The sequence below is a fragment of the Paraburkholderia sp. DHOC27 genome, from assembly GCF_003429005.1.
In the GTDB taxonomy this organism is placed as follows: Bacteria; Pseudomonadota; Gammaproteobacteria; order Burkholderiales; family Burkholderiaceae; genus Paraburkholderia.
Genome location: NZ_QVQV01000001.1, coordinates 696,064 through 718,565, shown reverse-complemented (window position 1 = coordinate 718,565; position 22,502 = coordinate 696,064). Strand labels below are relative to the sequence as shown.

Genomic DNA, 22,502 nt, shown 5'->3' with positions numbered 1-22,502 from the left:
CGCTGCTCCGTCGCATTCAGGCGGCAAGCCGCATGAGCGATTGTTGAATGCTCGCGGCCTGTGTGTAACCCGAACTGAGTGGGCTAATCTTGCCATCCACTTCGACAAACAGCGACGGGAAGCCCGATACGCCCAACTTGCGCGTCAGCTCGAAATCTTTGCGCGCTGCCAGTTTGGCGTTATCGGACGACCACACGGCGAGAAACGACTTCGCATCCACGTCGAACCCCGCAGCCTGCAAGGCCGATGCGCCGACCTCAGCCAGTACTTCACCGCTGGTGGTATCGGCGCCATCCACGTAGAAGGCACGCTGGAATGCGGCGAGCACCTTCAGCAGATCAACCGACGGTTCGATCAGACGCGCCGTCACCACGGCACGGCACACGGGCTCCGTGTCATAGACGAAATTCTTCCGTGCCAGCAACGCTTCACGATTGAATTCCACGCCGCTCGCCTGTTCAACGCGCGCCCAATGTGTGAGGCGAAACCGCTTGCCTGCATCGTCCAGAACGGTGGTCGAACCGGCGGCGAGGCCGCCCATTACAACCTGCACGTCGAGATCGGGCAGCGTTTGCACGATGGTTTTCATCTCTTTGCTAAAACCATAGCACCACGAGCACATCGGATCGCCTACGAATATCAGTTTCATTGCACTTCCAGTTAAATTTCGGTTCCTGCGGCCGCTTCTGTCAGCGGTTAGTGCAGTAGATTCCAGATGGAACAACGGGTAACGTCCGTGCAAAAACTATAGGGCCAAACCGCGTCCGCATTAACCTGGTGAGACTCAATTCAGTTTTTACATGGTGTAACCAGGGCTTCGAAAACCCGCTTATGAAAATGTCGGCAAAACGACGCTGCCTAGTTCGTCGAGTATCTCGGCATAGGGACGCGGCGTGACCTTCGGGTTGAGCGCAACGTGCTGAACGCCTGCCTCACGTGCCTGCTCGAGAAAGTCGCGCAGCACGCGGCTGCCAATCGCAAAGCCGCCTCGAATGCGTCTGAATGCGCAATGCGGATTGCGGTGCAGATAGAGAAATCCACCGAATGCCAAGGGCTTGCGAGTGGCGCCGTGCCCGTCATCAGGCATTGCATCACGCCACGCGTTCCCGAACGCGTTCAGCTTGTCCGGCTCCGGCACGAAGCCGAGGTAGCCATCCATGTTGCGTGCAATCCATTCAAGGCTTTGCTGTGCGCCGCCCACCGCAATCGCGGGCGTGCGTCCGTGCAGGGGCTTGGGCAACATGTCCAGCGAGCCATCACTGCGGCCAAAACGTGCGGAATCGAAGCGCGGAAACGATTGCTCGCCCACCGTGCGATAAACGCTGAACGCGTCTCTGAAGCGATCGCCGCGCGTGTCGAAGTCGATTCCGAATACCGGATACTCGGACGGACGGTCGCCGGAAGACATTCCCGCCACGAGTCGCCCCTGCGTGAGCTGATCGAGCGAATTGATCTGCTTGGCCAGCAGCATGGGCTCGCGCATTGGCAGCACAATGCCGGCCGTGCCGAGCGTGATGTGGCGCGTCGCAGCGGCCAGATGCGCGATGTAGATGAGCGGATCGAAAATCTGCCCGACGTCGCCGTAGGCTGGATCGAAGAACGGAATGTCGCGTGCCCACAGGGCGGCCACGCCAAGATCTTCCGCCTTTTGCGCCATCGCGATGTGGTCGCGCATCGTGGGCTGCGGAGAATGCGGATGCGTCTCTAGCGGCAGGATCAGACCCACGGTCAATTGCTGCTCGCGAAAGACGCGCCTGTAGCCCGGGTGCGATTTCACATCTGACGCGTGAATGGCCGGTCGTGACTCGTGGATGGGGAGCGACATGTCCATGAACTTTCCTTAGGGTTTCGAAGCAGAGTACTGACTTTCGAACCCATCGGAAACGCAGCGCCACTAAAAACACTTGATACGGCGCGTCAAGAATCGCGAGCCTGACACGCGGGCGGCGGAGGCCACGAGGAATGCTGAGCCCGCGCCGCCATACCATTACGCCTGCAACAGTTTGACCAGCTCTTTGGCAGCCGGGCCTGACGACGCCGGATTCTGGCCCGTGATCAGGTGTCCATCTACTACCGTATAAACCGACCAGTCAGGGCCTTTTTCGTAGAGGCCACCCAGGCGCTTGACTTCGTCTTCGACAAGAAACGGCACGACCTTGGTGAGCTGCACCGCTTCTTCCTCGCTATTGGCAAAGCCCGTGACGCGCTTTCCCTTGACGATGGGCTGCCCCTGATACGTGACGTTATTCAACACGGCAGGCGCGTGGCAGACGGCGGCGACTGGCTTACCTGCGTTATAGAACGCCTCGATCAGCGCGATGGAGTGTTTGTCGCTCACCAGATCCCACAATGGACCGTGACCGCCAGGATAGAACACCGTGTCGAATCCTTCAGACGTTACTTCGGATAGCTTAATTGTATTAGCGAGAACCCGCTGCGCGGCAGCGTCTTTTTTGAAGCGTTCCATTGAATCGGTCTGATTGCCCGGCTCGTCGCTCTTTGGATCGACAGGCGGTTGACCGCCCTTCACCGACGCGACGGTGACGTCCGCTCCGGCATCGAGGAAGACGTAATACGGGGCCGTGAATTCTTCGAGCCAGAAGCCGGTCGGTTTGCCCGTATTTCCCAGCACGTTGTGTGACGTCAACACCATCAAGATCTTCATTGTGAGTCTCCGTTCGTTGAGACGAATGCCATGAGAGGCATCGTCGGTTGCAAGCTCGAAGTGAATGTGCGGACCCGCTCGAGGTACTCGCAAGGATGCGTGTGTGCGGACCTGGAGAACCGTACTTCGAATAGCGCCGGCACGCCATCAATCCAAGGCATGCTGCAAAGGTGCACTTCGGTTCGGACGACATATACCAAGGTATGGCCCAGACAGCACTTAAGCATGCAAGTGAGGTCTTCACGTCGCGGATTACCCATCGTCGAACTGTCTGCGAGCACCGCCCATTGGCACATGGAGCTATACCCTCGTATGAGGTCCCCACGCTCTTTAAGAGGCTGCCCAAGACGTTCGTACAATAGTTTTCTGGTGCTGGACCGTCTACCTTGATGTCATGGCCAACGCGTCTAATTCATGCGCGGCCGACATGGAGGATGTGTCGTGAACGCACGGGAAATAGCAGATTCGATGACCGCTTTGCGGATCGACGCACTGGCAGCGGAACCGCGCTGGATTCACAGCGATATCCCCCCATCGAATGCCCTCTCAGAGCGGATGTTCAAAATCCTCGTCGTGGCCGTCTGCGGCTGGTCGCTGCTCGAAACGCCCCTGGAACTGGGCGGCGCCGACGCGCAGGTTGGACTGCTTGCGTTGCTTGTATCGAAGCTCGTGATGCTCGCCGCCGGTCTCGCCGCCGTAGCCAACCTACGCTTTGCACGCGGCACGTTCGCGTTCATTTGCGGGGCAAGCGTATTGGCGATCGCGCCGGCGCTGCCGCTGGAATACAAACAGTCCTTTGCGATCGCCACGGTCTCGACGGTTGAGTGCCTCGTCAAGGCCGCGTGCGTGGTGGCCTATGGCTTCGTCTCGTCACGCACGCGGCGGTCACATCAGCAGTGAAATTCGCGGTTGCCGGTCCCGGTAAAAATCCTGATGCGCGTCGTCGCGTCCGTTTGAGGAGTGAGTCATGTCCAACGTATTGCACAACTGGATTTTTCTGGGCAGCAACGCCTACGACGAGTACACCTTCGTGCCCTGGCTCAACAAAAACGTGTACCGCCGCACTGTGGATCTCAGCTGCGTTTGTCTGCTGTGAGCGGATGTGTCTCCACCCCGCTACCTATCCGAAGGTATGAGTGGAGCGAACCATGAGATGAATGAGCTATCCGCTCGCACACTGGTGATCGAACGCGAATTTGTTTAGGCTGGGTGCGGTACCCAACTGGAGCGGCGTTCCGCAGTGCTGAAGGGGGCCATCAGGTAAAGCAATCCGCCGGGCCACCGACAATCGGAAAGACTGTCCACAAACGGTAGCGTTAAGGTCCAGCATTGCTTACCATACGAAAAGATCGGCGGCGTCTTGCCGTAGTGGACTTTTCGAAGATCGAGCGATGAAACAGGACAACGGTGTCACGGGAAGTGAATCACTGCCGGACTCGCTGGTTTATGTAGTCGACGACGATGAATCTATTCGAGGCGCACTGACGTCCCTACTCATGTCGGTCGGCATTCATGTGCGCGCTTACGAATCGGCCGACGACTTTCTGGCAGCCGAGCGGCCCGACGTGCCGAGTTGCCTCATTCTCGATGTCCGGCTGCGCGGTACGAGCGGCCTGACCCTGCAGCAGGAGCCTTTTAAGGAAACTGTCCGGTTTCCAGTCATCTTCTTGACTGGGCACGGCGACATTGAGATGTCGGTCAAGGCCATGAAGGCGGGCGCTTTCGATTTTATGACAAAGCCGTTCAAGGACCAGGATCTGATTGATACGATCGCCGCAGCCCTGAAGAGGGATGGTGAATTGAAGCGCCAGGAGAGGATTGTCGCGGATATCCGCCAAGCCTACGATTCCCTCACGGCACGCGAGCGGGAAGTGATCAGGTTGGTCGCCGAAGGGCTCCTGAACAAGCAGATCGCCGACCTCCTTTGTTTGAGTGAAGTGACAGTGAAGATCCACCGCGCGCAAGCGATGCACAAGTTACATGCGCGCTCGGTGCCTGACGTAGTCAGGAAGTTGCAGCAGGTGGTGCCCGCCCAGCAAGGCGCCAGGTAGAACTTTCTGGATCTGCTGCGTGAGGCAACGGTTCGCTGCGGCGAACGGGTCACGGCTAATACGAACTGTCACCCAAATCATTCGAAGGTCTTATTGTCGCCTCTCCCGTAGACCTGTAATTTGTGCAGAGGATTCGACCTTTCCGAATCCTTTCGATGGCCTGCGGACCCGAGATGATCGCAAAGCACTCTTCTGCAGTGATTGGGGTTGTGGACGATGACGAGTCCGTCCGCATGGCGACATCGAGTTTGCTGCGTTCAGCGAACTGGAAGGTGGTCGCCTATCCTTCCGCCAGCCATCTTCTGGACGATACGCACCGCTCCCGACTCAAGCTCGTGGTCGCGGATATCCATATGCCCGGCATGGACGGCTTTGGTCTGCTCGAAGCGATCAAGCAATGGAAGCGGCCCGTGCCCGTGATCTTCATCACCGCCTTCGCAACCCAGGAACTTCTCGAACGCGCCAACACGGGCGGCGCCGCGGGCTTTTTCTCCAAGCCAGTGGACGATGAGCGGCTGCTCGCGCTGATCGACGAGATACTGCAGACATAAGAGCAACGCCGCGCAGTGCGCTTAATGCTTGCCCGGCGCCGTTCCGTTGTGTTGCGCGGGCAAGGTGAACTGGAAGATCGCGCCAGTCGGCACATTCGATGTCACGGATAATTCGCCTCCGTGACTTTCCACGATCGTGCGGCAGATCGGCAGCCCCATCCCGAGGCCATTCGATTTGGTCGTGAAGAACGGCTCGAAGATGCCTTCCAGCTGGTCGGCATCGAGACCGGGCCCGGAATCCTGCACACTCACGCGCAGCCAGTTAGCGTCGATGCTGCCGGTCTGGATCAACATCGTTCTCTTGCCCGCCTTCACCGTGCTCATCGCTTCGAACGCATTGATGATCAGATTCATCATGACCTGCTGCAGTTGTACGCGGTCGCCCTGAATCTGCGGCAAGCCGTCTGCCAGGCGGGCTTCGAGTTCGACCGCGTATTTGTCGGCTTCGGTTCGCATGAACGCAATCAATTCGACAATCGTCTCGTTGATGTCGAGGCCGTCTTTGCGCTGCGGTTCCTTCTTGAAGAAGGCGCGGGTCCGGTCGATGATCGTGTTGGCGCGGCCGCTATCCACCAGAATGCGGTTGAGCGCCTGACGCACTTCGGCCAGATTGGGCGGGTGCGCCGCCAGCCAGCGCAAGCCCGCGCTCGCGTAAGCCACGGTCGCGGTAATGGGTTGCTTCACTTCGTGGGCGATGGAGGCCGATAACTGTCCCATCGTCGCCGCACGATTCGAATGCGCGAGTTCCATCTGAAGCTCCAGGTAGCGGCGTTCGCTGTCGCGCATCTCCTGTTGTGCCCGCTTTTGATCGGTCAGGTCGATGATGAAGGCCACACCCTGGCCCTCACGGTCGCCGAATGCCGCCGGCCCGATCAATACGGGCACGCGGCGCCCGTCCTTGCGCACGTACTCTTTCTCGAACGGTTTGGCGCTACCTGTTGCCATCAATTCGACTTTTGCCAGTTCGTCGGTTTCACGCCACTCGGACGGCGTCAGATCGGGCCAACGGATGCGCCGCGAAACAAGATCGTCCCGGCTGTAGCCGACGATGCGCAGAAATGCGTCATTGGCTTCGACGATGTTGCCTTCGAAGTCCCAGATGTGAATACCGATGATGTTGGAATCCACCAGGCGTCTGACCTTTGCTTCGCGCTCCTGAAGATCGGCATAGAGGCGCGTGTTTTCGAGCGAAATAGCCGCCTGTGACGCGAGCAGGTCCAGCAATGCAGAACGGCGTGCGGTAAATACATGCGACGTAGCCGTGTTCTCCAGATACAGCAGCCCGCTCAGCTTGCCCTGCCTGACGAGCGGCAGGCAAAACACGGAGCGGGTCGCGCCGCTTGCGAGGTAGCTGTCCTGCGAAAACAGATTGGGCTGCAACGCATCGTCAACGATCACGCTTTGCTGCGTGTGCATCACGTAACGCAAAACGGTGGCGGGAACGGCTGAATGCGCGAGCGGGCCGCGACTCAGCGCGATCCCGTTGCCATTGATGCGTGCCTCTGCCTCGATGCGGTAGTCATCGGGTTGCTCCAGCACGACCAGCAGGCCCCGGTCTGCGCCCGCTGTTTGCAAGGCGATGGTCATCAGACGCTCAATCAGGCCCGTCAACTCGATCTCACTGGAAAGCGCCTGCGATGCCTTCAGCAGCGTGGCGGCGTCGAACTGGCGCCAATCGAAGCTCAAGGTCGAGGTTGCCTTGTTGCCATCCTGCTCCGCAAGACGCGGAAATTGGGCGTCGAGTTGCGCGACTTTGCCATCGGCACCCCACACCGCGAAGCAGCGGCGCGCCTGGCGCAAATACGCGTCGGCACTCGTTCTGAAGCCACGGTCCAGATAAAAACGGCCAGCGAGTTCGTTGGCCATGCCTTCGTGCTGCAGAAAGCCATTTTCATGCGCCGATTGAATCGCCTCGTCGTAAAGATGCATGGCGTCCAGATCACGGCCCTCGATGCGCGCCAGCTCCGCGCGAATCAAGGCATAGCGGTTCTGATAGTTTTCGGGGCAGTGCGTCGCCCACATCTCGAACTTCTCGAGTTTCGCGGCGAGCAGGTGCGCAAACACCTGCTTCTGTTCCGCGGACGCATCTGCATAAAGCGCGGTCAGCGTGAGCACATGAAAGAAGTGATAGGTCGGCTCGATAGCGAGCGCCATCACCGAACTCAAAACCGCCTCGGCTTGCTCGACCGCTGCCAGCGCGTCGGCGTAGCGGCCGTCCAGGAAGGCGAGGATCACCTTGATGATGCGATAGACGCCAATTGCACAGCCGAAATTAGACCGGATGATGGCGTCGAAGCAGGCGGCTTCATCGAACGTGTCGTCGTTCAGATTCAACGGCTCGCGGGTTTTGCCGCGCAGGCTGGCCACGAACTGGTCTTCGACGCGAATCAGTTCATACACTGCGTCGTTGTGGCTCTCGCGCATGAGCGCTGCGTATCTCTGCGCTACCGCATGCACGTCTTCGAGGGCCGCGCCTTGCTCGATGGTCTGCCACACTGCATTGAAAGCGACGTTGCCCGCAAACACGAAGTCCCCGACTTCGAGACACGCAGCGGTGGCCCGTTCGAGCACCGGCAGGTTGGCCGCCATGTGACAGCGCCAGAAATTGACGTGAGCACCATACAGATGCAGCAGCTTTCCGTAGAGGCGCCGGTTGTCGAACTTCTCATTCAACTTGATCGACATTTCCGAAAACTGCACGGCTGCGGGGATATCGCCGATCAGCGAGACCAGCATCAACGCATAGTTGCCGTAGGCAAAACTCGAGTTCTCCGTATTGCCGTGCTGCAACGACAGGTTGACCGCCTTGAGCGTGATGAGCGGATAGTACGCAGGCCGCGCGGCAAAAGCGCAGTTCATGGCTTGCAGGAGCAGATTGACGATTGCGAGGATGGCCGGATCTGTCGCAACGGGGGTCTCGACCAATGCGCTAACGGGTCGCGTCCCTTGATTGACGTGGACGTTCTGTAGTCCTTCACGGAAAGCCGCGTCGATGCCCTGCGGGGTTTCCGGAAAGACGATGCCAAAGTCACGCAGCGCGGCGAGTGCAACGCTGAAGCTTTCGTCATATCTACCGGCAAGCTGATACAACTCGATGCGCAGACTGAATACCTGGGCACGATCCAGATTCGAGCGCGCTTTGCCGAGCATCATGTCGACCAATGCATCGGCTTTGGCAAAGTCGCCGGCCAGATATTCGCATTCCGAGTACGCGAGATATAGCGCGAAGGTGCTGTCGTAACGTTGCATCCATGCGTCGGACGACAGCAAGGCGACGCCTTGCGCCAGATAGCTGCGCGCGGCGGCGTAGGCCGTCGAATTCATGGCGCGCCGTCCTGCGATGAGATTCAACGCCACCGCCTGCTCACGCTCCGTCTGCGTCACGATAAGGCCTGCACCGCGATTGAGATGGTTGACGATATCGAAGATGGCGTCTTCGAGCGCGTCGGGCGGCGTGCGCGCCACCAGTGCCCGGCCGATTCGCAGATGTGCAGCGGCGCGCTGGTCGGCAGGGATAAGCGCATACGCGGCCTCCTGAACACGATCGTGGGCGAACTCATATGCCGTGGCTTCACGAAACACGAGGCCCGTACGCACAGCTTCCCACAGATTCGCATGCATCGCCGTTTCGGAGCCGCCCTGCACCCAGCTTAGCGCGGTGACATCCGCGACGTTGCCCAGACACGCAAGCTGCCCGAGCGCGGCGCGCGTTTCGGGCGGCAGGCGCGCCAGCCTCGCGGCCATCAAGTCAGCGACATTCTCCGTGTAGCCCTTCGCACGGATGCGCGACAGATCCCAGCACCACGCCGCCGCGTGCGGATCGAAACTCAGCAGATTTTCGTCGGCGAGCGCCGTCAAAAACTGGATCGTGAAGAATGGATTGCCACCAGTCTTTTCATGCACAAGTTGCGCGAGCGGCCCGGCTGTGGCGCTGTCGCAATGCAACGAATCGGTCACGAGTTGCGTGACGTTGGCCGACGTGAGCGGCGCGAGTTCGATCTGCTGCACTTTTCCGTCAGCATGGCTGATCGATTCGAGCGTGCGCGCAAAGGGATGAGCGGCGTCCACTTCGTTGTTCCGGTACGCGCCGACCAGCAATACGTGCTTCACGTCGGGATGCGTGACGAGATACGCGAGCAGGTCGAGCGTCGCCGTATCCACCCATTGCAGATCGTCGATGAATAGCGCAAGCGGATGTTCAGGTCGCGCAAATACGCCGATAAAACGGCGGAACACCATCTGAAAGCGGTTCTGCGCATCCTGTGGCGGCAACGCGGGTGCGGGGGGCTGTTCACCGATGATGAGCCCAAGTTCGGGAATCAGATTCACCATCAACTGAGCGTTGGGGCCGAGCGCTTCCAGCAACGCATGGCGCCACGGCTCCACTTCGACGTCGCTCTTGCTCAACAGGTTGCGTACGAGCGTCTGGAGGGCCTGCGCGAACGGCACATAGGGGATGTCGCGGCGATACTGATCGAACTTTCCAGAGGCGAACAGGCCGCGCGGCGGCACGAGTACGCGGTGCAGTTCGTTGACGACCGATGATTTACCGATCCCGGCATAGCCCGCAATGAGCACGAGTTCAGCGCCGGCGCCGCCCACCACGCGATCGAACGTCGCAATCAGCGCGTCGATCTGCGCCTCGCGTCCGTAGAGCTTCTCGGGAATCAGCAACCGGTCCGACGCGTCGTGCTCGCCCAGCGGAAACGGCTCGATGCGCTGCTGCGACTCCCATGCCGCGAGGCACGTGCGTAGATCGGCTTCGACACCGGCTGCGGTCTGATAGCGGTCTTCCGCAGCCTTGGCGAGCAGCTTCAGGACGATGCGGTCGAGCGCCTCGGGGATACTGCCCACGCGTTCATGCAGAGGCGCGGGCTTGCGCGCGATGTGACAATGAATCCACTCCATTGGGTCCGTTGCGGCGAACGGCAGCGTACCCGTGAGCATTTCGTAGAGCGTGACGCCGAATGCGTAGAGATCGCTGCGTGTGTCGATGGAGCGATTCATGCGGCCCGTCTGCTCGGGCGCCATGTAGGCGAAGGTTCCGGCGACGATCTCGGGAGGCGCGGGCGGCTGATGCTCCTGAGGCAGTTGCGACGCAATACCAAACCCGGTGAGGCGCACGTTGGCGTTTCTGTCCACGAGCACGTTCGCCGGCTTGATGTCTTTGTGGATGAGACCGCGGCGATGAACGTGGCCGATCACCCGGGCCAGGTTGGCTGCAATGCGCAGACAGCGCGTGAGTTCCAGCGGCCGGCCGAGTGAGCGCAACAGGGGCTCGCCGCCGTCATCGTCGAGCACGAGCATGGGTGGCTCGCGGCGGTGGAACAGCGCGAGCGGTTGGGCGGCCCAACTGGCGTCGAGCAGCGAGGCCAGTCCATACTCATGTTCGAGACGCGTAACGCTTTGCGACGCCGCACGCGTGGCGACCAGCGCGAGCACCGAAACGGCATGATTGGGTCTGCGCGCGCGATAGAGCGAAAAGTCGCCATCGTCGTGCAGCGGCTCCAACTCGTATCCGGTGAGATCCACGATGGACGTCCCTGTCATGCTGCAAATTCCATCCAGATTGCACGCTGCGACCTTACCTGTTTGGTGCTCGCTCAGGCCGCCTGTGGCTCGCTCTTTCTGGACAGTTGTGAGGTGCCTCGAATTCCGCTGAAGAATGGAGTGAAAGCGGCGACGCGCTGCGTTTTAGCTGGACGTCTACGGCGTTACGGTCCGAACAACAATACATGGCATCAATGCTTAAGTACATGCTGTGGTGCGGTATTTTGCGGCGTAGCGCTTATAGGCGGGAGATCTGCACGTTCGTGCGGTTTCGCTTTTGGCGCTGGGAGGTGTTTGCGTTGGCCCTGTGTACTGGGGGTTGGTGGCGCGTTGACGTTACCTGTCGTCGTTTATTCTGTGTGAGGATCAGCGCTTTTTATCAGGATCACTGATTAAACTTGATTTGCGCTGCGTGGATTTGCAAAACGGCTTCAGCGAAGGAACAGAGTGCGCGCAGAACCGCCGAGCATGGGCGCGATTGCGGAAAGTACGGGAGATTGCGGAAATTTTCGGGGACTGCGGAATTGGCGAAAAGCCTTGGTGGGCCGGGTGGGAGTCGAACCCACGGTGTCCTTTCGGAGGCGGATTATGAGTCCGCTGCCTGCAACCAGCACGGCGTCCGGCCCTTAGATTTGCTACCAAGAAAAAGACCCGGTCGGAAGGCCGGGCCGATTCGCTGATTGGCCGACATGGTACACGAAAAAAGGGGCTTCCGGCACCGTCTCGCGCGAGCAAAACAGTCGGGAAGCCCCTCTGTCCGTATTACCGGACATCGCTCAATCAGTTTCCTTCAAGAAACGATTTCAGCTTGTCAGAACGGCTCGGGTGACGCAGCTTGCGCAGCGCCTTCGCTTCGATCTGACGGATGCGCTCACGCGTCACGTCGAACTGCTTGCCCACTTCTTCGAGCGTGTGATCCGTGCTCATCTCGATACCGAAGCGCATACGCAGCACCTTCGCTTCACGCGGCGTCAGCGAGTCCAACACATCCTTCACGACATCACGCATGCTGGCATGCAGCGCGGCGTCGGCCGGCGCCACTGTGTTGGTGTCTTCGATGAAGTCGCCCAGATGCGAATCGTCGTCGTCACCGATCGGCGTTTCCATGGAGATCGGCTCCTTCGCGATCTTCATGATCTTGCGGATCTTGTCTTCCGGCATTTCCATCTTTTCGGCCAACGTTGCCGGATCCGGCTCGAGACCGGTTTCCTGCAAAATCTGACGCGAAATGCGGTTCATCTTGTTGATCGTTTCGATCATGTGAACCGGAATACGGATGGTGCGCGCCTGGTCCGCAATCGAACGCGTGATGGCCTGACGGATCCACCACGTGGCGTACGTGGAGAACTTGTAGCCGCGACGATATTCGAACTTGTCCACCGCCTTCATCAGACCGATGTTGCCTTCCTGGATCAGATCGAGGAACTGCAAACCACGGTTGGTGTACTTCTTCGCAATCGAAATCACGAGACGCAGATTGGCCTCGGTCATTTCACGCTTGGCCTGACGCGCTTTCAGCTCACCGGCCGCCATCTGACGGTTGGTTTCCTTCAGGTCCTTCAGCGGCAGAACGACACGCGCCTGCAGGTCCAGCAAACGTTGCTGCTGTTCGCGAATGGCCGGAATGTTACGCGTGAGGATCGCGCTGTAGGCGTGACCTTCCGTGACGATCTTGTCCGCCCATTCCAGGTCCGTTTCGCTGCCCGGGAAACGCGCAATGAACTCGGCACGCGGCATGCCGCACTTGTCGACCACGGTGTGCAGGATCTGACGCTCGACCTGACGCACTTCGTCCACTTGGGCACGCAACGTGTCGCACAGACGTTCGACGGTACGCGCGGTGAAGCGGATGGTCATCAGCTCGTTCTGGATCGTTTCCTGCGCCTTCAGGTACGACTTCGACTTGTAGCCTTCCTTCTCGAACGCGCGGCGCATCTTGTCGAACCATTCGCTGATGAGGGCAAACTTTTCGAGCGACGCACGCTTCAACGCTTCCATCTGCGCTGCGTTGGCGGTGGCTTGCGCCGCGCCGTCGTCGTCTTCTTCGTCCTCTTCCTCGTCCTCTTCGACTTCCTCTTCTTCGCTCTCGATCGCTTCCGCTTCCTGCACCGAGAAGCCGTCGGCATCTTCCGCATTGGCGTCGATCAGACCGTCGACCAGTTCGTCGATGCGGATTTCCTCGTTCGCCACGCGCTCGGCCATAGCGAGGATGTCGGCAATCGTCGTCGGGCACGCCGAGATGGCCATCACCATGTGCTTCAGGCCGTCTTCGATGCGCTTCGCGATTTCGATTTCGCCTTCACGCGTGAGTAGCTCGACCGTACCCATTTCGCGCATGTACATGCGCACCGGGTCGGTGGTGCGGCCGAATTCGGAGTCGACGGTGGAGAGCGCCACTTCGGCTTCTTCTTCCACTTCGTCGTCCGACGAAGCAGCCGGGGCGTTGTCGTTCAGCAGCAGCGTTTCAGCATCGGGGGCCTGTTCGTACACGGCCACGCCCATGTCGTTGAACGTGCTGATGATGCCTTCGATCGCCTCGGTCTCGGTGAAGTTGTCCGGGAGGTGGTCGTTGATTTCGGCGTAGGTCAGGAAGCCGCGTTCCTTGCCGAGCTTGATCAGCGCGCGCAGTTTCGAACGGCGCTCTTCGAGCTCTTCGACGGTGCCTGGCTGGGAAGACGCGAACGCGTCTTTCAGCAGCGCTTTTTCCTTCGCGCGGCGGTCGCGTGCCTTGGCCTTGTCGCCTTTGCCCGGAGCTGCAGTAGTTTCCTCGCTCGGGGTTGCGTCGTCATCGACGGATACTTCATTCAGCTTTTTCGTCATGGAGTTCGCCATACCGGCTGTAGTCTCGACTCGCGGCTGCTGGACAACAGCCGGTAGAACCGTGGATACTGAAGACTCGCGCGCTACCGCATCGTCCTGGGCGGCAACCGCTTCCCTTGCGCTTCTGGCACCCGGCTGCTTCGTAACCGGTTTGACGGCTTTCACCGCGCTCACCGACGCCGCTTTCGCAGCCGAAGAAGCCGAGCTTCTCTTACTCACAGCAGGCGCAACGCTGGCAGTGGAGCTGGCGGGCCTGGCGGACCTTTCACTTGCGGAAGAAGCAGAACTGACCTGGGTGACCTTTTTGGTCGGCTCATTCGAGCTTTTGTCTGTTCCATTCTTTCCGCCTGTAGTCTTTGCCATTGCAATCGCCTTTTGCCCGCTGTTCGCACGCCGCTGTTCGCACGCTTTTGCCTGGAAAACAAACCGCTGAAAACCTTTTATTGTAGCACCTCGGTTTCAGCCCACCCCTGTCACAACCCGAGCTGACGCTTCATGTCCGCCCGTTTCTGATTCAGATCCGACAGCTCCGCGAACTCCTCAGCGGTATGCCTGGATTGCCGCGAAAGCTGGTCGAGACGCTCGCAATAAGCGTCGTACCGCATCTTCAGGATCGCGGCTTTCAATTCCTCACCGACAATCCGTTCCTGCTCGCGCCGCTCCTCGATGACGGCCGGATCCGTGGGATCCTTCAGCAACAAATCCCGAACGTTTTCATCATAGTCCAGAATTTTGCGAAAGATTTCCTCGAAAGTCGGGGCGTTCTCGCCATTTCGCAAGAGGTCGGACAACAACTGGAATTCCGCCGCCTCGCCCAGCGCACGGGCATGGGTCGTCACTTCCTCGAAAAGCTCGCCATGCCGGGTGATGGTCAGCAGCGCCTGTTCCGCCTCGTCCTCGAGCACGGCCACGGTGCGCGGGTACATCACCAGATTACGGAGCGTTTTCTCCTCGATTCCGGTCACGCTGCGCCGGTCCTTGCGCGCCGGCGCGGCTTTGGCCGCCGCCGCGATGCGCGCATCCACTTCGCATAGCGCCGCTACCTCGTCGAACGGCACGTCCAGCCGGTCGGCGAACATATGCATGATCTGGGCGCGCAACGCATTGGCCGGCAGCGCCTGCAGCAGCGGCTTTGCATCGAACAACGCGCGGGCCCGGCCTTCCGGCTGGTCCAGCTCTTTGCCGGCCAGTACCTCGTTCAGCATGAACTGCGACAGCGGCATGGCCCGCTCAACCTGTTCGGCAAACGCTTCGGTGCCGAATTCCCGCACGTAACTGTCCGGATCGTGCTCCGTGGGCAGGAACAGGAAGCGAATCGTCCGGTTGTCCGCCGCGTGCGGCAGGCAGGCATCCAGCGCGCGCCGCGCCGCCCGGCGGCCGGCCGAATCGCCGTCGAAGCTAAAAATTACCGTGTCGGTCTGGCGCAGTAATTTCTGCACGTGGATCGGCGTACAGGCGGTGCCAAGCGTAGCAACGGCGTTCTGAAACCCCAACTGGGCCAGCGCAACCACGTCCATGTAGCCTTCGACCACCAACACGTAATGCTGTTCACGAATTGCCAGTCTTGCCTCGAACAGCCCATACAGCTCGCTGCCCTTGTTAAATAGAGGCGTTTCCGGGGAATTCAAATACTTGGGCTCGCCGCCGTCCAGCACCCGTCCGCCAAAACCAATGACCTGACCTTTCACATTGCGGATCGGGAACATGATCCGCTCGCGAAACCGGTCATAGCGGCGGTTCTGGCCCTGCGCATCGGCCTTTTCACTGACGATCACGAGTCCCGATTCGACCAGCGCATCGTCGCGGTAGTTGGGGAACGTCGCTTCGAGGTTTTGCCAGCCGTCGGGCGCATAACCGAGGCCGAATCGAAGAGCGATCTCACCGGTCAAGCCACGCTTCTTCAGGTACTGGATCGCTACCGGCGCGCCGCGCAACTGCTTGCGATAAAAATCACATGCGGTTTGCATCACGTCGGACAGCGCCGTGGTCACCGCCTTGGAGACCGCCGGTGCATAACCGCCGCCGCCCTGCGTGGGTGACGGCTCCTGCGGCACGGTCAGGCCAACCGACTGCGCCAGATCGTTGACGGCCTCAGGAAACGTCAGGCCGGCGTGCTCCATCAGGAAGCCGATCGCCGTGCCGTGCGCGCCGCATCCAAAGCAATGATAGAACTGCTTAGTCGGACTAACCGTAAAAGAAGGGCTCTTTTCGTTATGGAACGGACACAGCCCCATGAAGTTCGCACCGCCCTTCTTGAGCTGGACGTACTTGCCGACCACGTCGACGATATCGACGCGGTTCAGCAGATCCTGCAGGAACGAATGCGGAATCACAGTGCGGGCGCTACCTTGAATGCCTGAAGGATGCGCGGCGGGACGGCTTACCCCAGACCGCGCAGAGCGGAAAAAGCGCCTGCCTTACTTCGCCAGTGCCGCCTTGACGAGACCGGACACCGCGGTCATGTCGGCGCGGCCGGCCAGCTTCGGCTTGAGGATGCCCATCACCTTGCCCATGTCCTGCGGGCCCGCAGCGCCGCTTTGGGCCACTGCCGCCTGCACTTCAGCAGCGATTTCCGCCTCGGACATCTGGGCCGGCATGTAGGCGGAAAGAATCGTGAGTTCGGCCTGCTCTTTTTCGACGAGATCAGTGCGCCCGGCGCTTTGGAACTGGCTGATCGAGTCTTTGCGCTGCTTGATCATCTTGTCGATGACGGCCGTGATGGCGGCGTCGTCGAGCGTGACGCGCTCATCGACTTCGCGCTGCTTGATCGCGGCGAGCAGCAGGCGAATGGTACCGAGGCGCTCGGTTTCGCGCGCCCGCATGGCGGCCTTCATGTCGTCGTTGATCTGATCCTTGAGACTCATCATTCACCTGAATACGTTAAGAGGTAAAAAGCCGGGCCATGCATACTGCATCAACACAAAAACCCGCTTGGGACTGCTTCCTCAAGCGGGTTGGCGCGAATTCGCGAAGTGGATGCGGCTTGACCAGGTGGGTCGCGCTGGGCCGCGTTGGTCGCGCGTTGATCATATCGTCGACCTTGAAAAAGCCCGGTTTTCCGCGTGGCCGGATGCCTGGCGTCACTACCGGTTGCGCGCCGACGCTCCACAGGAACCGCTGCGACGTCAGAATCAATAAAACTTCTTTGGCAGCATCTGGCTGCGCAGGCGTTTGAAATGCCGTTTCACCGCTGAGGCTTTTTTGCGCTTACGTTCGGCCGTCGGCTTCTCGTAAAACTCGCGCGCTCGAAGTTCGGTCAACAGGCCGTTCTTTTCGATCGTGCGTTTGAAGCGGCGCATGGCTACTTCAAAAGGCTCATTTTCTTTTACGCGGATGATCGTCATTTCGCAATAACGGAACTTTGTAAAGGTTCAGGAGTATAGCAAACCTTTCTCACAAAGACACGGCGCCGTCAAGCCCCCCGGACGTACTCCGCAGCCGCCTGCCCCGCTGCCACGCCGGAGGCCCACGCCCACTGGAAATTGTAGCCGCCCAGCCAGCCGGTGACGTCGACGGCCTCGCCGATAAAGTACAGCCCCGGCACGCGGGCGCTCATCATGGTTGCGGAAGACAGCTCGCGCGTGTCGACGCCGCCGCGCGTCACTTCGGCCTTGCGGTAGCCCTCGGTGCCGTTTGGCGTCAGCGTCCAGCGTGACAGCGCCTCGCCGACACGCCGCAGCGTCTTGTCCGGCAAGTCGGCGAGTCGCGCCTCCGCTGGAATCTGATGCGTTTCGAGCCAGACGTGCGCGAGCCGGGTAGGCACCCATTCGGCCAGCAGATTGGCGATCTGCCGCTTGCTGGCGGTCTTCGCCTCCAGCAGCGCATCGGCGGCCTCTCGCTCCGGCAGCAGATTGATATGGATCGGTTCGCTTGGCTGCCAGTAGCTCGAAATCTGCAGCACGCCAGGGCCGGACAGGCCGCGATGGGTCAACAGCAGATCTTCGACGAATTCCGCGCCGGTTTTGCGATTCCCGGTCGCCAGCTGCACCTCCAGCGAGACGCCGGAGAGCGCCGCAAACGGCTCCCAGTCAGCGGCGGCAAATGTGAGCGGCACGAGCGCCGGGCGCGTGTCGATGAGCTTGTGACCGAACTGCTTGGCGAGCCGGTAGGCAAACTCCGTGGCGCCGATCTTCGGAATGGAGAGGCCGCCCGTCGCCACCACCAGCGCGCGTGCATGGATAGGGCCGGCGTGGGTATCGAGCGTGAAGCCGGCGCTCGCGTCATGCCTCACCTGCTCCACCGCGAGCGGCCTGCGCCACGCAATGCCACCCGCGTCGCATTCGCTTTTCAGCACGTCGATCACGGCGTCGCTGGACTGGTCGCAGAACAACTGCCCTTTGTGCTTCTCATGCCACGTGACGTGATAGCGCTTGAGCAAGGCCATGAAGTCGCGCGGCGTGTAACGGGCCAGTGCGGAGCGGCAAAAATGCGGATTCGCCGACAGATAGTTCGCCGGCCCGGCATAGAGATTCGTGAAGTTGCAGCGGCCGCCGCCCGAGATGCGGATTTTCTCCGCGAGGCGTGGCGAGTGGTCGATCAGCACGACGCGTCGGCCCTGCTGCCCGGCGACCGCCGCGCACATCATGCCGGCGGCACCGGCGCCGATGACCGCGATATCGAAGGATTCCATGGCGCGCATTGTACCTGTGGCCCTCGCCCCTCACTGCTATACTTTCAGGCTTGCCTTTTCACTTTTTGGGCGCTGAAGCCGCGCGTTGTCTGCGTGTTCGCGGCGCTCATCCTGTTCTCTGATCATGCTCGTTCTTGGCATCGAAAGCTCCTGCGACGAAACCGGTCTCGCGCTCTATGACACCGAGCGCGGCCTGCTCGCGCACGCGCTGCATTCGCAGATTGCGATGCATCGCGAGTATGGCGGCGTCGTGCCGGAACTCGCGTCACGCGACCATATCCGGCGCGCGCTGCCGCTGCTCGAAGAAGTGCTGGAGCGGGCCGGCACGGCGCGTACCGAGATCGACGCGATCGCCTATACGCAAGGGCCGGGGCTCGCCGGCGCGCTGCTGGTGGGCGCCAGCATCGCCAATGCGCTGGCTATGGCGTGGGACAAGCCGACCATTGGCATTCATCACCTCGAAGGGCATTTGCTGTCGCCGCTGCTGGTCGACGAACCGCCGCCGTTTCCGTTCGTCGCGCTGCTGGTCTCAGGCGGCCATACGCAATTGATGCGCGTCACGGATGTCGGCGTCTACGAGACGCTTGGCGAAACGCTGGACGACGCCGCCGGCGAGGCCTTCGACAAGACCGCCAAGCTCCTCGGCCTCGGCTATCCGGGCGGTCCCGAAGTGTCGCGCCTAGCCGAATTCGGCACGCCCGGCGCGGTCGCGTTGCCGCGCCCCATGCTGCATTCGGGCGACCTCGACTTCAGTTTTAGCGGGCTGAAGACCGCCGTGCTGACGCACGTGAAGAAGTTGGGCGGCGCGAATATCTGCGAGCAGGCCAAGGCCGATCTCGCACGCGGTTTTGTCGACGCAGCCGTGGACGTGCTCGCCACCAAGTCGCTTGCCGCGCTCAAGAAGACGAGGCTCAAACGGCTGGTCGTCGCGGGTGGCGTAGGCGCGAACCGGCAACTGCGTGAGGCGCTCTCTGCGGCCGCGAAAAAGCGCGGCTTCGATGTGCATTACCCCGATTTGTCGCTGTGCACGGATAACGGCGCGATGATCGCGCTGGCGGGCGCGTTGCGTCTCGCGCGCTGGCCCGAGCAGTCAGGGAAAGATTACGCGTTCACGGTCAAGCCGCGCTGGGATTTGACGTCGCTCGCGCGGTAAAGCGCGGTAATCAAACGCACCAGCGAGCACCCGGACCCACCGGGACGCTGCAAAAGAAAACGGCCGCATAGCGCGGCCGTTTTCACATCATCGGGTACAGCAACTTCGCGGCTTAACGCGCCACCCGCTTGTCCTGCTCGATCACGGCATAGGCGCTGTGATTGTGGATCGATTCGAAGTTCTCCGCTTCCAGTACATAGGCGACGATCCGCGCGTCCGCGTTCAAACGCTGCGCCACGTCGCGCACCAGGTCTTCGACGAATTTCGGGTTCTCGTAAGCGCGTTCCGTGACGAACTTTTCGTCAGGACGCTTGAGCAATCCCCACAGCTCGCACGACGCCTCTTCTTCGGCAATCCGGATCAGATCTTCCACCGGCACGTCGTCAACCAGTTCGGCGTTGATCGTCACATGCGAACGCTGATTGTGCGCACCGTACTGCGAAATCTTCTTCGAGCACGGGCACAGGCTCGTCACCGGCACCAGCACTTTCAGGAACAGACGCGTGACGCCGTTGCGCGTGTCGCCAGTCAGCGTCACTTCGTAGTCCAGCAGACTTTGCACGCCCGAAACCGGCGCGGTCTTGTTGACGAAATACGGAAACGACACCTCGATGCGGCCCGCCTCGGCTTCCAGCTTGTCCAGCATCGCGGACAGCATCTTGCGGAAAGTGGCCGGTTCCAGCGGCGCCTTGTTTTCTTCGAGCAGTGCCACGAAGCGGGACATGTGCGTGCCCTTCTGATCCGCCGGCAGATGCACGTCCAGATTCCACGTACCAATGGTCGGCTGCACGTCGCCGCTTTGCGTACGCACCGTGAGCGGATGGCGCACGGCCTTCACACCAACCCGTTGGATGGGAATTTGACGCGTATCGACGGTGCTTTGCACGTCGGGCATCACAAAGGCGGGATTCATCTGATTCATCTTCTAGTCCTCTCGGGCTGCGCGCGGGGCACGTTGGCCGTGCACGTTGCGAGGCACGCAGCGGCAAACGCCGGCATGAGCCGGCGCTGCATGATGGGCACGCAGGCCCACCGATTCAAGTTGGGAATTGCCGGAGCCGCGAGGGCGCGCGATTAACGCGGTCGCCCGGCTTTCGGATCTGCGTGAAGGCAACCTGAAGCAGACTCAGACCCGCAGACCCAAACCCGCAGATCCGAACGCCAAACGCGGAACGCTTACGCGACGCGCTTGACCGACTTGCCTGCGGCGCCGGTCGCCTGATCCAGGAAACGCTCGCGGATCGACTTGGCAATGCCCATGCTGTCCAGCCCGCATGCGGAGAGCAGCTTGGCCGGATCCCCGTGATCAATGAAACGATCGGGGAGGCCCAATTGTAGTACGGGCCGCATAACCCCACTGGCGTTCAGGGCTTCGACGCAGGCCGAACCCGCACCGCCCATCACACAGCCTTCTTCGACCGTGACGATGTAGTCGTGCGTTTCTGCCAGTTGGCGTACGAGATCGGCGTCGAGCGGCTTGACGAAGCGCATGTTCGCGACCGTCGCATCCAGTTCCTCCGCGGCCACCAGCGACGGCGCCACCATCGTGCCGAACGCCAGAATGGCGATGCGCTTGCCCGCCGGTTGCGCGGTTTCGCGGCGCACTTCACCCTTGCCAATGGGCAGCGCGGTCATCTGCTTGACCGTTGCCACGCCCGTGCCGGCGCCGCGCGGGTAGCGCACGGCCGACGGATTGGACTGCTGCAACGCGGTGTAGAGCATCTGACGGCATTCGTTTTCGTCAGATGCAGCCATTACCGTCATGTTCGGGATGCAGCGCAGGAAGGCCAGATCGTAGGCGCCCGCGTGGGTTGCGCCATCGGCACCGACCAGACCTGCGCGGTCGATGGCGAACACCACCGGCAGATTCTGCAACGCGACGTCGTGGATCAACTGGTCGTAGGCACGCTGCAGGAACGTGGAATAGATCGCCACGACCGGCTTCATGCCATCCGCTGCAAGGCCGCCAGCAAACGTAACCGCGTGCTGTTCTGCAATGCCCACGTCGAAATAGCGGTCCGGGAAGCGCTTCTCGAACTCCACCATGCCCGAGCCTTCGCGCATGGCCGGCGTGATGCCTACGACGCGCGGATCGAGTTCCGCAGCGTCGCACAGCCACTCGCCAAAGACCTGCGTGTAAGTCTTCTTCGACGACGCGGCCGGCTTGATGCCCTCAGCCGGGTTGAACTTGCCGGGGCCGTGATACAGCACCGGATCGGCCTCGGCCAGCTTGTAACCCTGACCCTTCTTGGTCACCACGTGCAGGAACTGAGGACCGCGCAATTCCTTGATGTTCTGCAGCGTGGGGATGAGCGAATCGAGGTCGTGACCGTCGATCGGGCCGATGTAGTTGAAGCCAAATTCTTCGAACAGCGTAGCCGGTACGATCATGCCCTTGGCGTGCTCTTCGAGCTTGCGGGCGAGGTCGAGCATGGGCGGTGCGACGCGCAGCACGCGCTCGACACCGGCCCGCGCCGCGGCGTAGAAACGGCCCGACATCAGACGCGCGAGGTGGCGATTGAGCGCGCCCACCGGCGGCGAAATCGACATGTCGTTGTCGTTCAGGATCACCAGCAGCGGCACGTCGTCTTCGACGCCGGCGCTATTGAGCGCCTCGAAGGCCATGCCGGCGGTCATCGCGCCGTCGCCGATCACGGCGATACCCATGCGGTTCTCGCCCTGCAGCTTGCTGGCAATGGCCATGCCGAGTGCGGCGGAAATCGAGGTGCTCGAGTGCGCGGTGCCGAAGGCATCGTATTTCGACTCGTCGCGTTTCGGGAAGCCCGAGATGCCGCCCAACTGCCGCAGCGTGCTCATCTGGTCGCGGCGGCCCGTCAGGATCTTGTGCGGATAGGTTTGATGGCCGACGTCCCAGACGATCCGGTCATTCGGCGTGTCGAACACGTAGTGCAGCGCAATGGTCAACTCGACCGTGCCGAGGTTGGACGAAAGATGGCCACCCGTCTGCGAGACGCTGTCGAGCACGAAGGCACGCAACTCGTCTGCAAGCGGTTGCAACTGGCGGCGATCGAGGCGGCGCAGGGCGGCCGGGTCGTCAATGGTTTTCAGCAAGTCGTACATC

The 22,502-nt window shown here is 60.9% G+C and carries 16 protein-coding genes and 1 tRNA gene; 5 read left to right on the top strand and 12 right to left on the bottom strand.

From position 1 onward, the window contains the following. Positions 1-16: 16 nt before the first annotated feature. From D0B32_RS03110 to D0B32_RS03100, 3 genes are all read right to left on the bottom strand, one after another. Complete coding sequence (locus D0B32_RS03110) at positions 17-649, bottom strand: DsbA family protein (RefSeq protein ID WP_117332204.1); 633 nt, start codon at positions 647-649, stop codon at positions 17-19. Positions 650-829: 180 nt separating this feature from the next. Beyond that, positions 830-1,831 carry a TIGR03571 family LLM class oxidoreductase gene (locus D0B32_RS03105; protein ID WP_117332203.1) on the bottom strand — a complete coding sequence of 334 codons (1,002 nt, stop codon included), beginning with the start codon at positions 1,829-1,831 and terminating at the stop codon, positions 830-832. 156 nt (positions 1,832-1,987) lie between these two features. Then, positions 1,988-2,665, bottom strand: coding sequence for a type 1 glutamine amidotransferase domain-containing protein (locus D0B32_RS03100; RefSeq protein ID WP_117332202.1), 678 nt, complete (start codon positions 2,663-2,665; stop codon positions 1,988-1,990). 441 nt (positions 2,666-3,106) lie between these two features. Between D0B32_RS03100 and D0B32_RS03095 the strand changes: the two genes are divergently transcribed. From D0B32_RS03095 to D0B32_RS03085, 4 genes are all read left to right on the top strand, one after another. After that, on the top strand, positions 3,107-3,565 hold the full coding sequence (locus D0B32_RS03095; RefSeq protein ID WP_117332201.1) for a hypothetical protein: 459 nt from the start codon (positions 3,107-3,109) through the stop codon (positions 3,563-3,565). 67 nt (positions 3,566-3,632) lie between these two features. After that, on the top strand, positions 3,633-3,761 hold the full coding sequence (locus D0B32_RS32850) for a hypothetical protein (protein ID WP_259294861.1): 129 nt from the start codon (positions 3,633-3,635) through the stop codon (positions 3,759-3,761). Between the two features lie 295 nt (positions 3,762-4,056). Next, complete coding sequence (locus D0B32_RS03090) at positions 4,057-4,716, top strand: response regulator transcription factor (protein WP_117332200.1); 660 nt, start codon at positions 4,057-4,059, stop codon at positions 4,714-4,716. 155 nt (positions 4,717-4,871) lie between these two features. Continuing rightward, positions 4,872-5,267 carry a response regulator transcription factor gene (locus D0B32_RS03085; RefSeq protein WP_117332199.1) on the top strand — a complete coding sequence of 132 codons (396 nt, stop codon included), beginning with the start codon at positions 4,872-4,874 and terminating at the stop codon, positions 5,265-5,267. A 21-nt stretch (positions 5,268-5,288) separates the two neighbouring features. Here the strand turns inward: D0B32_RS03085 and D0B32_RS03080 are convergent, their stop codons facing one another. The 7 genes from D0B32_RS03080 to D0B32_RS03050 form a co-directional block, all read right to left on the bottom strand. Next, entirely contained in the window at positions 5,289-10,817 is a 5,529-nt protein-coding gene (locus D0B32_RS03080; protein ID WP_259294859.1) for an ATP-binding sensor histidine kinase, read from the bottom strand. A gap of 538 nt (positions 10,818-11,355) precedes the next feature. Further along, positions 11,356-11,443: transfer RNA gene (locus D0B32_RS03075), tRNA-Ile, on the bottom strand. Positions 11,444-11,597: 154 nt separating this feature from the next. Beyond that, entirely contained in the window at positions 11,598-14,000 is a 2,403-nt protein-coding gene (gene rpoD, locus D0B32_RS03070; protein ID WP_117332198.1) for an RNA polymerase sigma factor RpoD, read from the bottom strand. Between the two features lie 110 nt (positions 14,001-14,110). Then, positions 14,111-15,970 carry a DNA primase gene (dnaG, locus tag D0B32_RS03065; RefSeq protein ID WP_117332197.1) on the bottom strand — a complete coding sequence of 620 codons (1,860 nt, stop codon included), beginning with the start codon at positions 15,968-15,970 and terminating at the stop codon, positions 14,111-14,113. 84 nt (positions 15,971-16,054) lie between these two features. Next, complete coding sequence (locus D0B32_RS03060) at positions 16,055-16,501, bottom strand: GatB/YqeY domain-containing protein (RefSeq protein WP_117333431.1); 447 nt, start codon at positions 16,499-16,501, stop codon at positions 16,055-16,057. A gap of 267 nt (positions 16,502-16,768) precedes the next feature. Continuing rightward, complete coding sequence (gene rpsU, locus D0B32_RS03055; protein WP_074266548.1) at positions 16,769-16,981, bottom strand: 30S ribosomal protein S21; 213 nt, start codon at positions 16,979-16,981, stop codon at positions 16,769-16,771. Between the two features lie 68 nt (positions 16,982-17,049). Then, positions 17,050-18,267 (bottom strand): NAD(P)/FAD-dependent oxidoreductase, encoded by a 1,218-nt coding sequence (locus D0B32_RS03050; protein WP_117332196.1) that lies wholly within the window; start codon positions 18,265-18,267, stop codon positions 17,050-17,052. A 124-nt stretch (positions 18,268-18,391) separates the two neighbouring features. Between D0B32_RS03050 and tsaD the strand changes: the two genes are divergently transcribed. Next, entirely contained in the window at positions 18,392-19,420 is a 1,029-nt protein-coding gene (gene tsaD, locus D0B32_RS03045; RefSeq protein WP_117332195.1) for a tRNA (adenosine(37)-N6)-threonylcarbamoyltransferase complex transferase subunit TsaD, read from the top strand. A 112-nt stretch (positions 19,421-19,532) separates the two neighbouring features. Here the strand turns inward: tsaD and folE2 are convergent, their stop codons facing one another. Together folE2 and dxs are read right to left on the bottom strand one after the other, a co-directional pair. Beyond that, positions 19,533-20,342, bottom strand: coding sequence for a GTP cyclohydrolase FolE2 (gene folE2, locus D0B32_RS03040; protein WP_117332194.1), 810 nt, complete (start codon positions 20,340-20,342; stop codon positions 19,533-19,535). Positions 20,343-20,596: 254 nt separating this feature from the next. Continuing rightward, the gene (dxs, locus tag D0B32_RS03035; protein WP_117332193.1) at positions 20,597-22,501 is read right to left on the bottom strand and encodes a 1-deoxy-D-xylulose-5-phosphate synthase; all 1,905 of its coding nucleotides are present in this window, start codon (positions 22,499-22,501) and stop codon (positions 20,597-20,599) included. Position 22,502: the final 1 nt, after the last annotated feature.

Excerpts from the sequence above, each read along its gene's own strand:
- D0B32_RS03110 (WP_117332204.1), bottom strand. The coding sequence starts at position 649 with ATGAAACTGATATTCGTAGGCGATCCGATGTGCTCGTGGTGCTATGGT.
- D0B32_RS03105 (WP_117332203.1), bottom strand. The coding sequence starts at position 1,831 with ATGGACATGTCGCTCCCCATCCACGAGTCACGACCGGCCATTCACGCG.
- D0B32_RS03100 (WP_117332202.1), bottom strand. The coding sequence starts at position 2,665 with ATGAAGATCTTGATGGTGTTGACGTCACACAACGTGCTGGGAAATACG.
- D0B32_RS32850 (WP_259294861.1), top strand. The coding sequence starts at position 3,633 with ATGTCCAACGTATTGCACAACTGGATTTTTCTGGGCAGCAACGCCTAC.
- D0B32_RS03090 (WP_117332200.1), top strand. The coding sequence starts at position 4,057 with ATGAAACAGGACAACGGTGTCACGGGAAGTGAATCACTGCCGGACTCG.
- D0B32_RS03085 (WP_117332199.1), top strand. The coding sequence starts at position 4,872 with ATGGCCTGCGGACCCGAGATGATCGCAAAGCACTCTTCTGCAGTGATT.
- D0B32_RS03080 (WP_259294859.1), bottom strand. The coding sequence starts at position 10,817 with ATGACAGGGACGTCCATCGTGGATCTCACCGGATACGAGTTGGAGCCG.
- rpoD (WP_117332198.1), bottom strand. The coding sequence starts at position 14,000 with ATGGCAAAGACTACAGGCGGAAAGAATGGAACAGACAAAAGCTCGAAT.
- D0B32_RS03060 (WP_117333431.1), bottom strand. The coding sequence starts at position 16,501 with ATGAGTCTCAAGGATCAGATCAACGACGACATGAAGGCCGCCATGCGG.
- rpsU (WP_074266548.1), bottom strand. The coding sequence starts at position 16,981 with ATGACGATCATCCGCGTAAAAGAAAATGAGCCTTTTGAAGTAGCCATG.
- D0B32_RS03050 (WP_117332196.1), bottom strand. The coding sequence starts at position 18,267 with ATGGAATCCTTCGATATCGCGGTCATCGGCGCCGGTGCCGCCGGCATG.
- tsaD (WP_117332195.1), top strand. The coding sequence starts at position 18,392 with ATGCTCGTTCTTGGCATCGAAAGCTCCTGCGACGAAACCGGTCTCGCG.
- folE2 (WP_117332194.1), bottom strand. The coding sequence starts at position 20,342 with ATGAATCAGATGAATCCCGCCTTTGTGATGCCCGACGTGCAAAGCACC.
- dxs (WP_117332193.1), bottom strand. The coding sequence starts at position 22,501 with ATGTACGACTTGCTGAAAACCATTGACGACCCGGCCGCCCTGCGCCGC.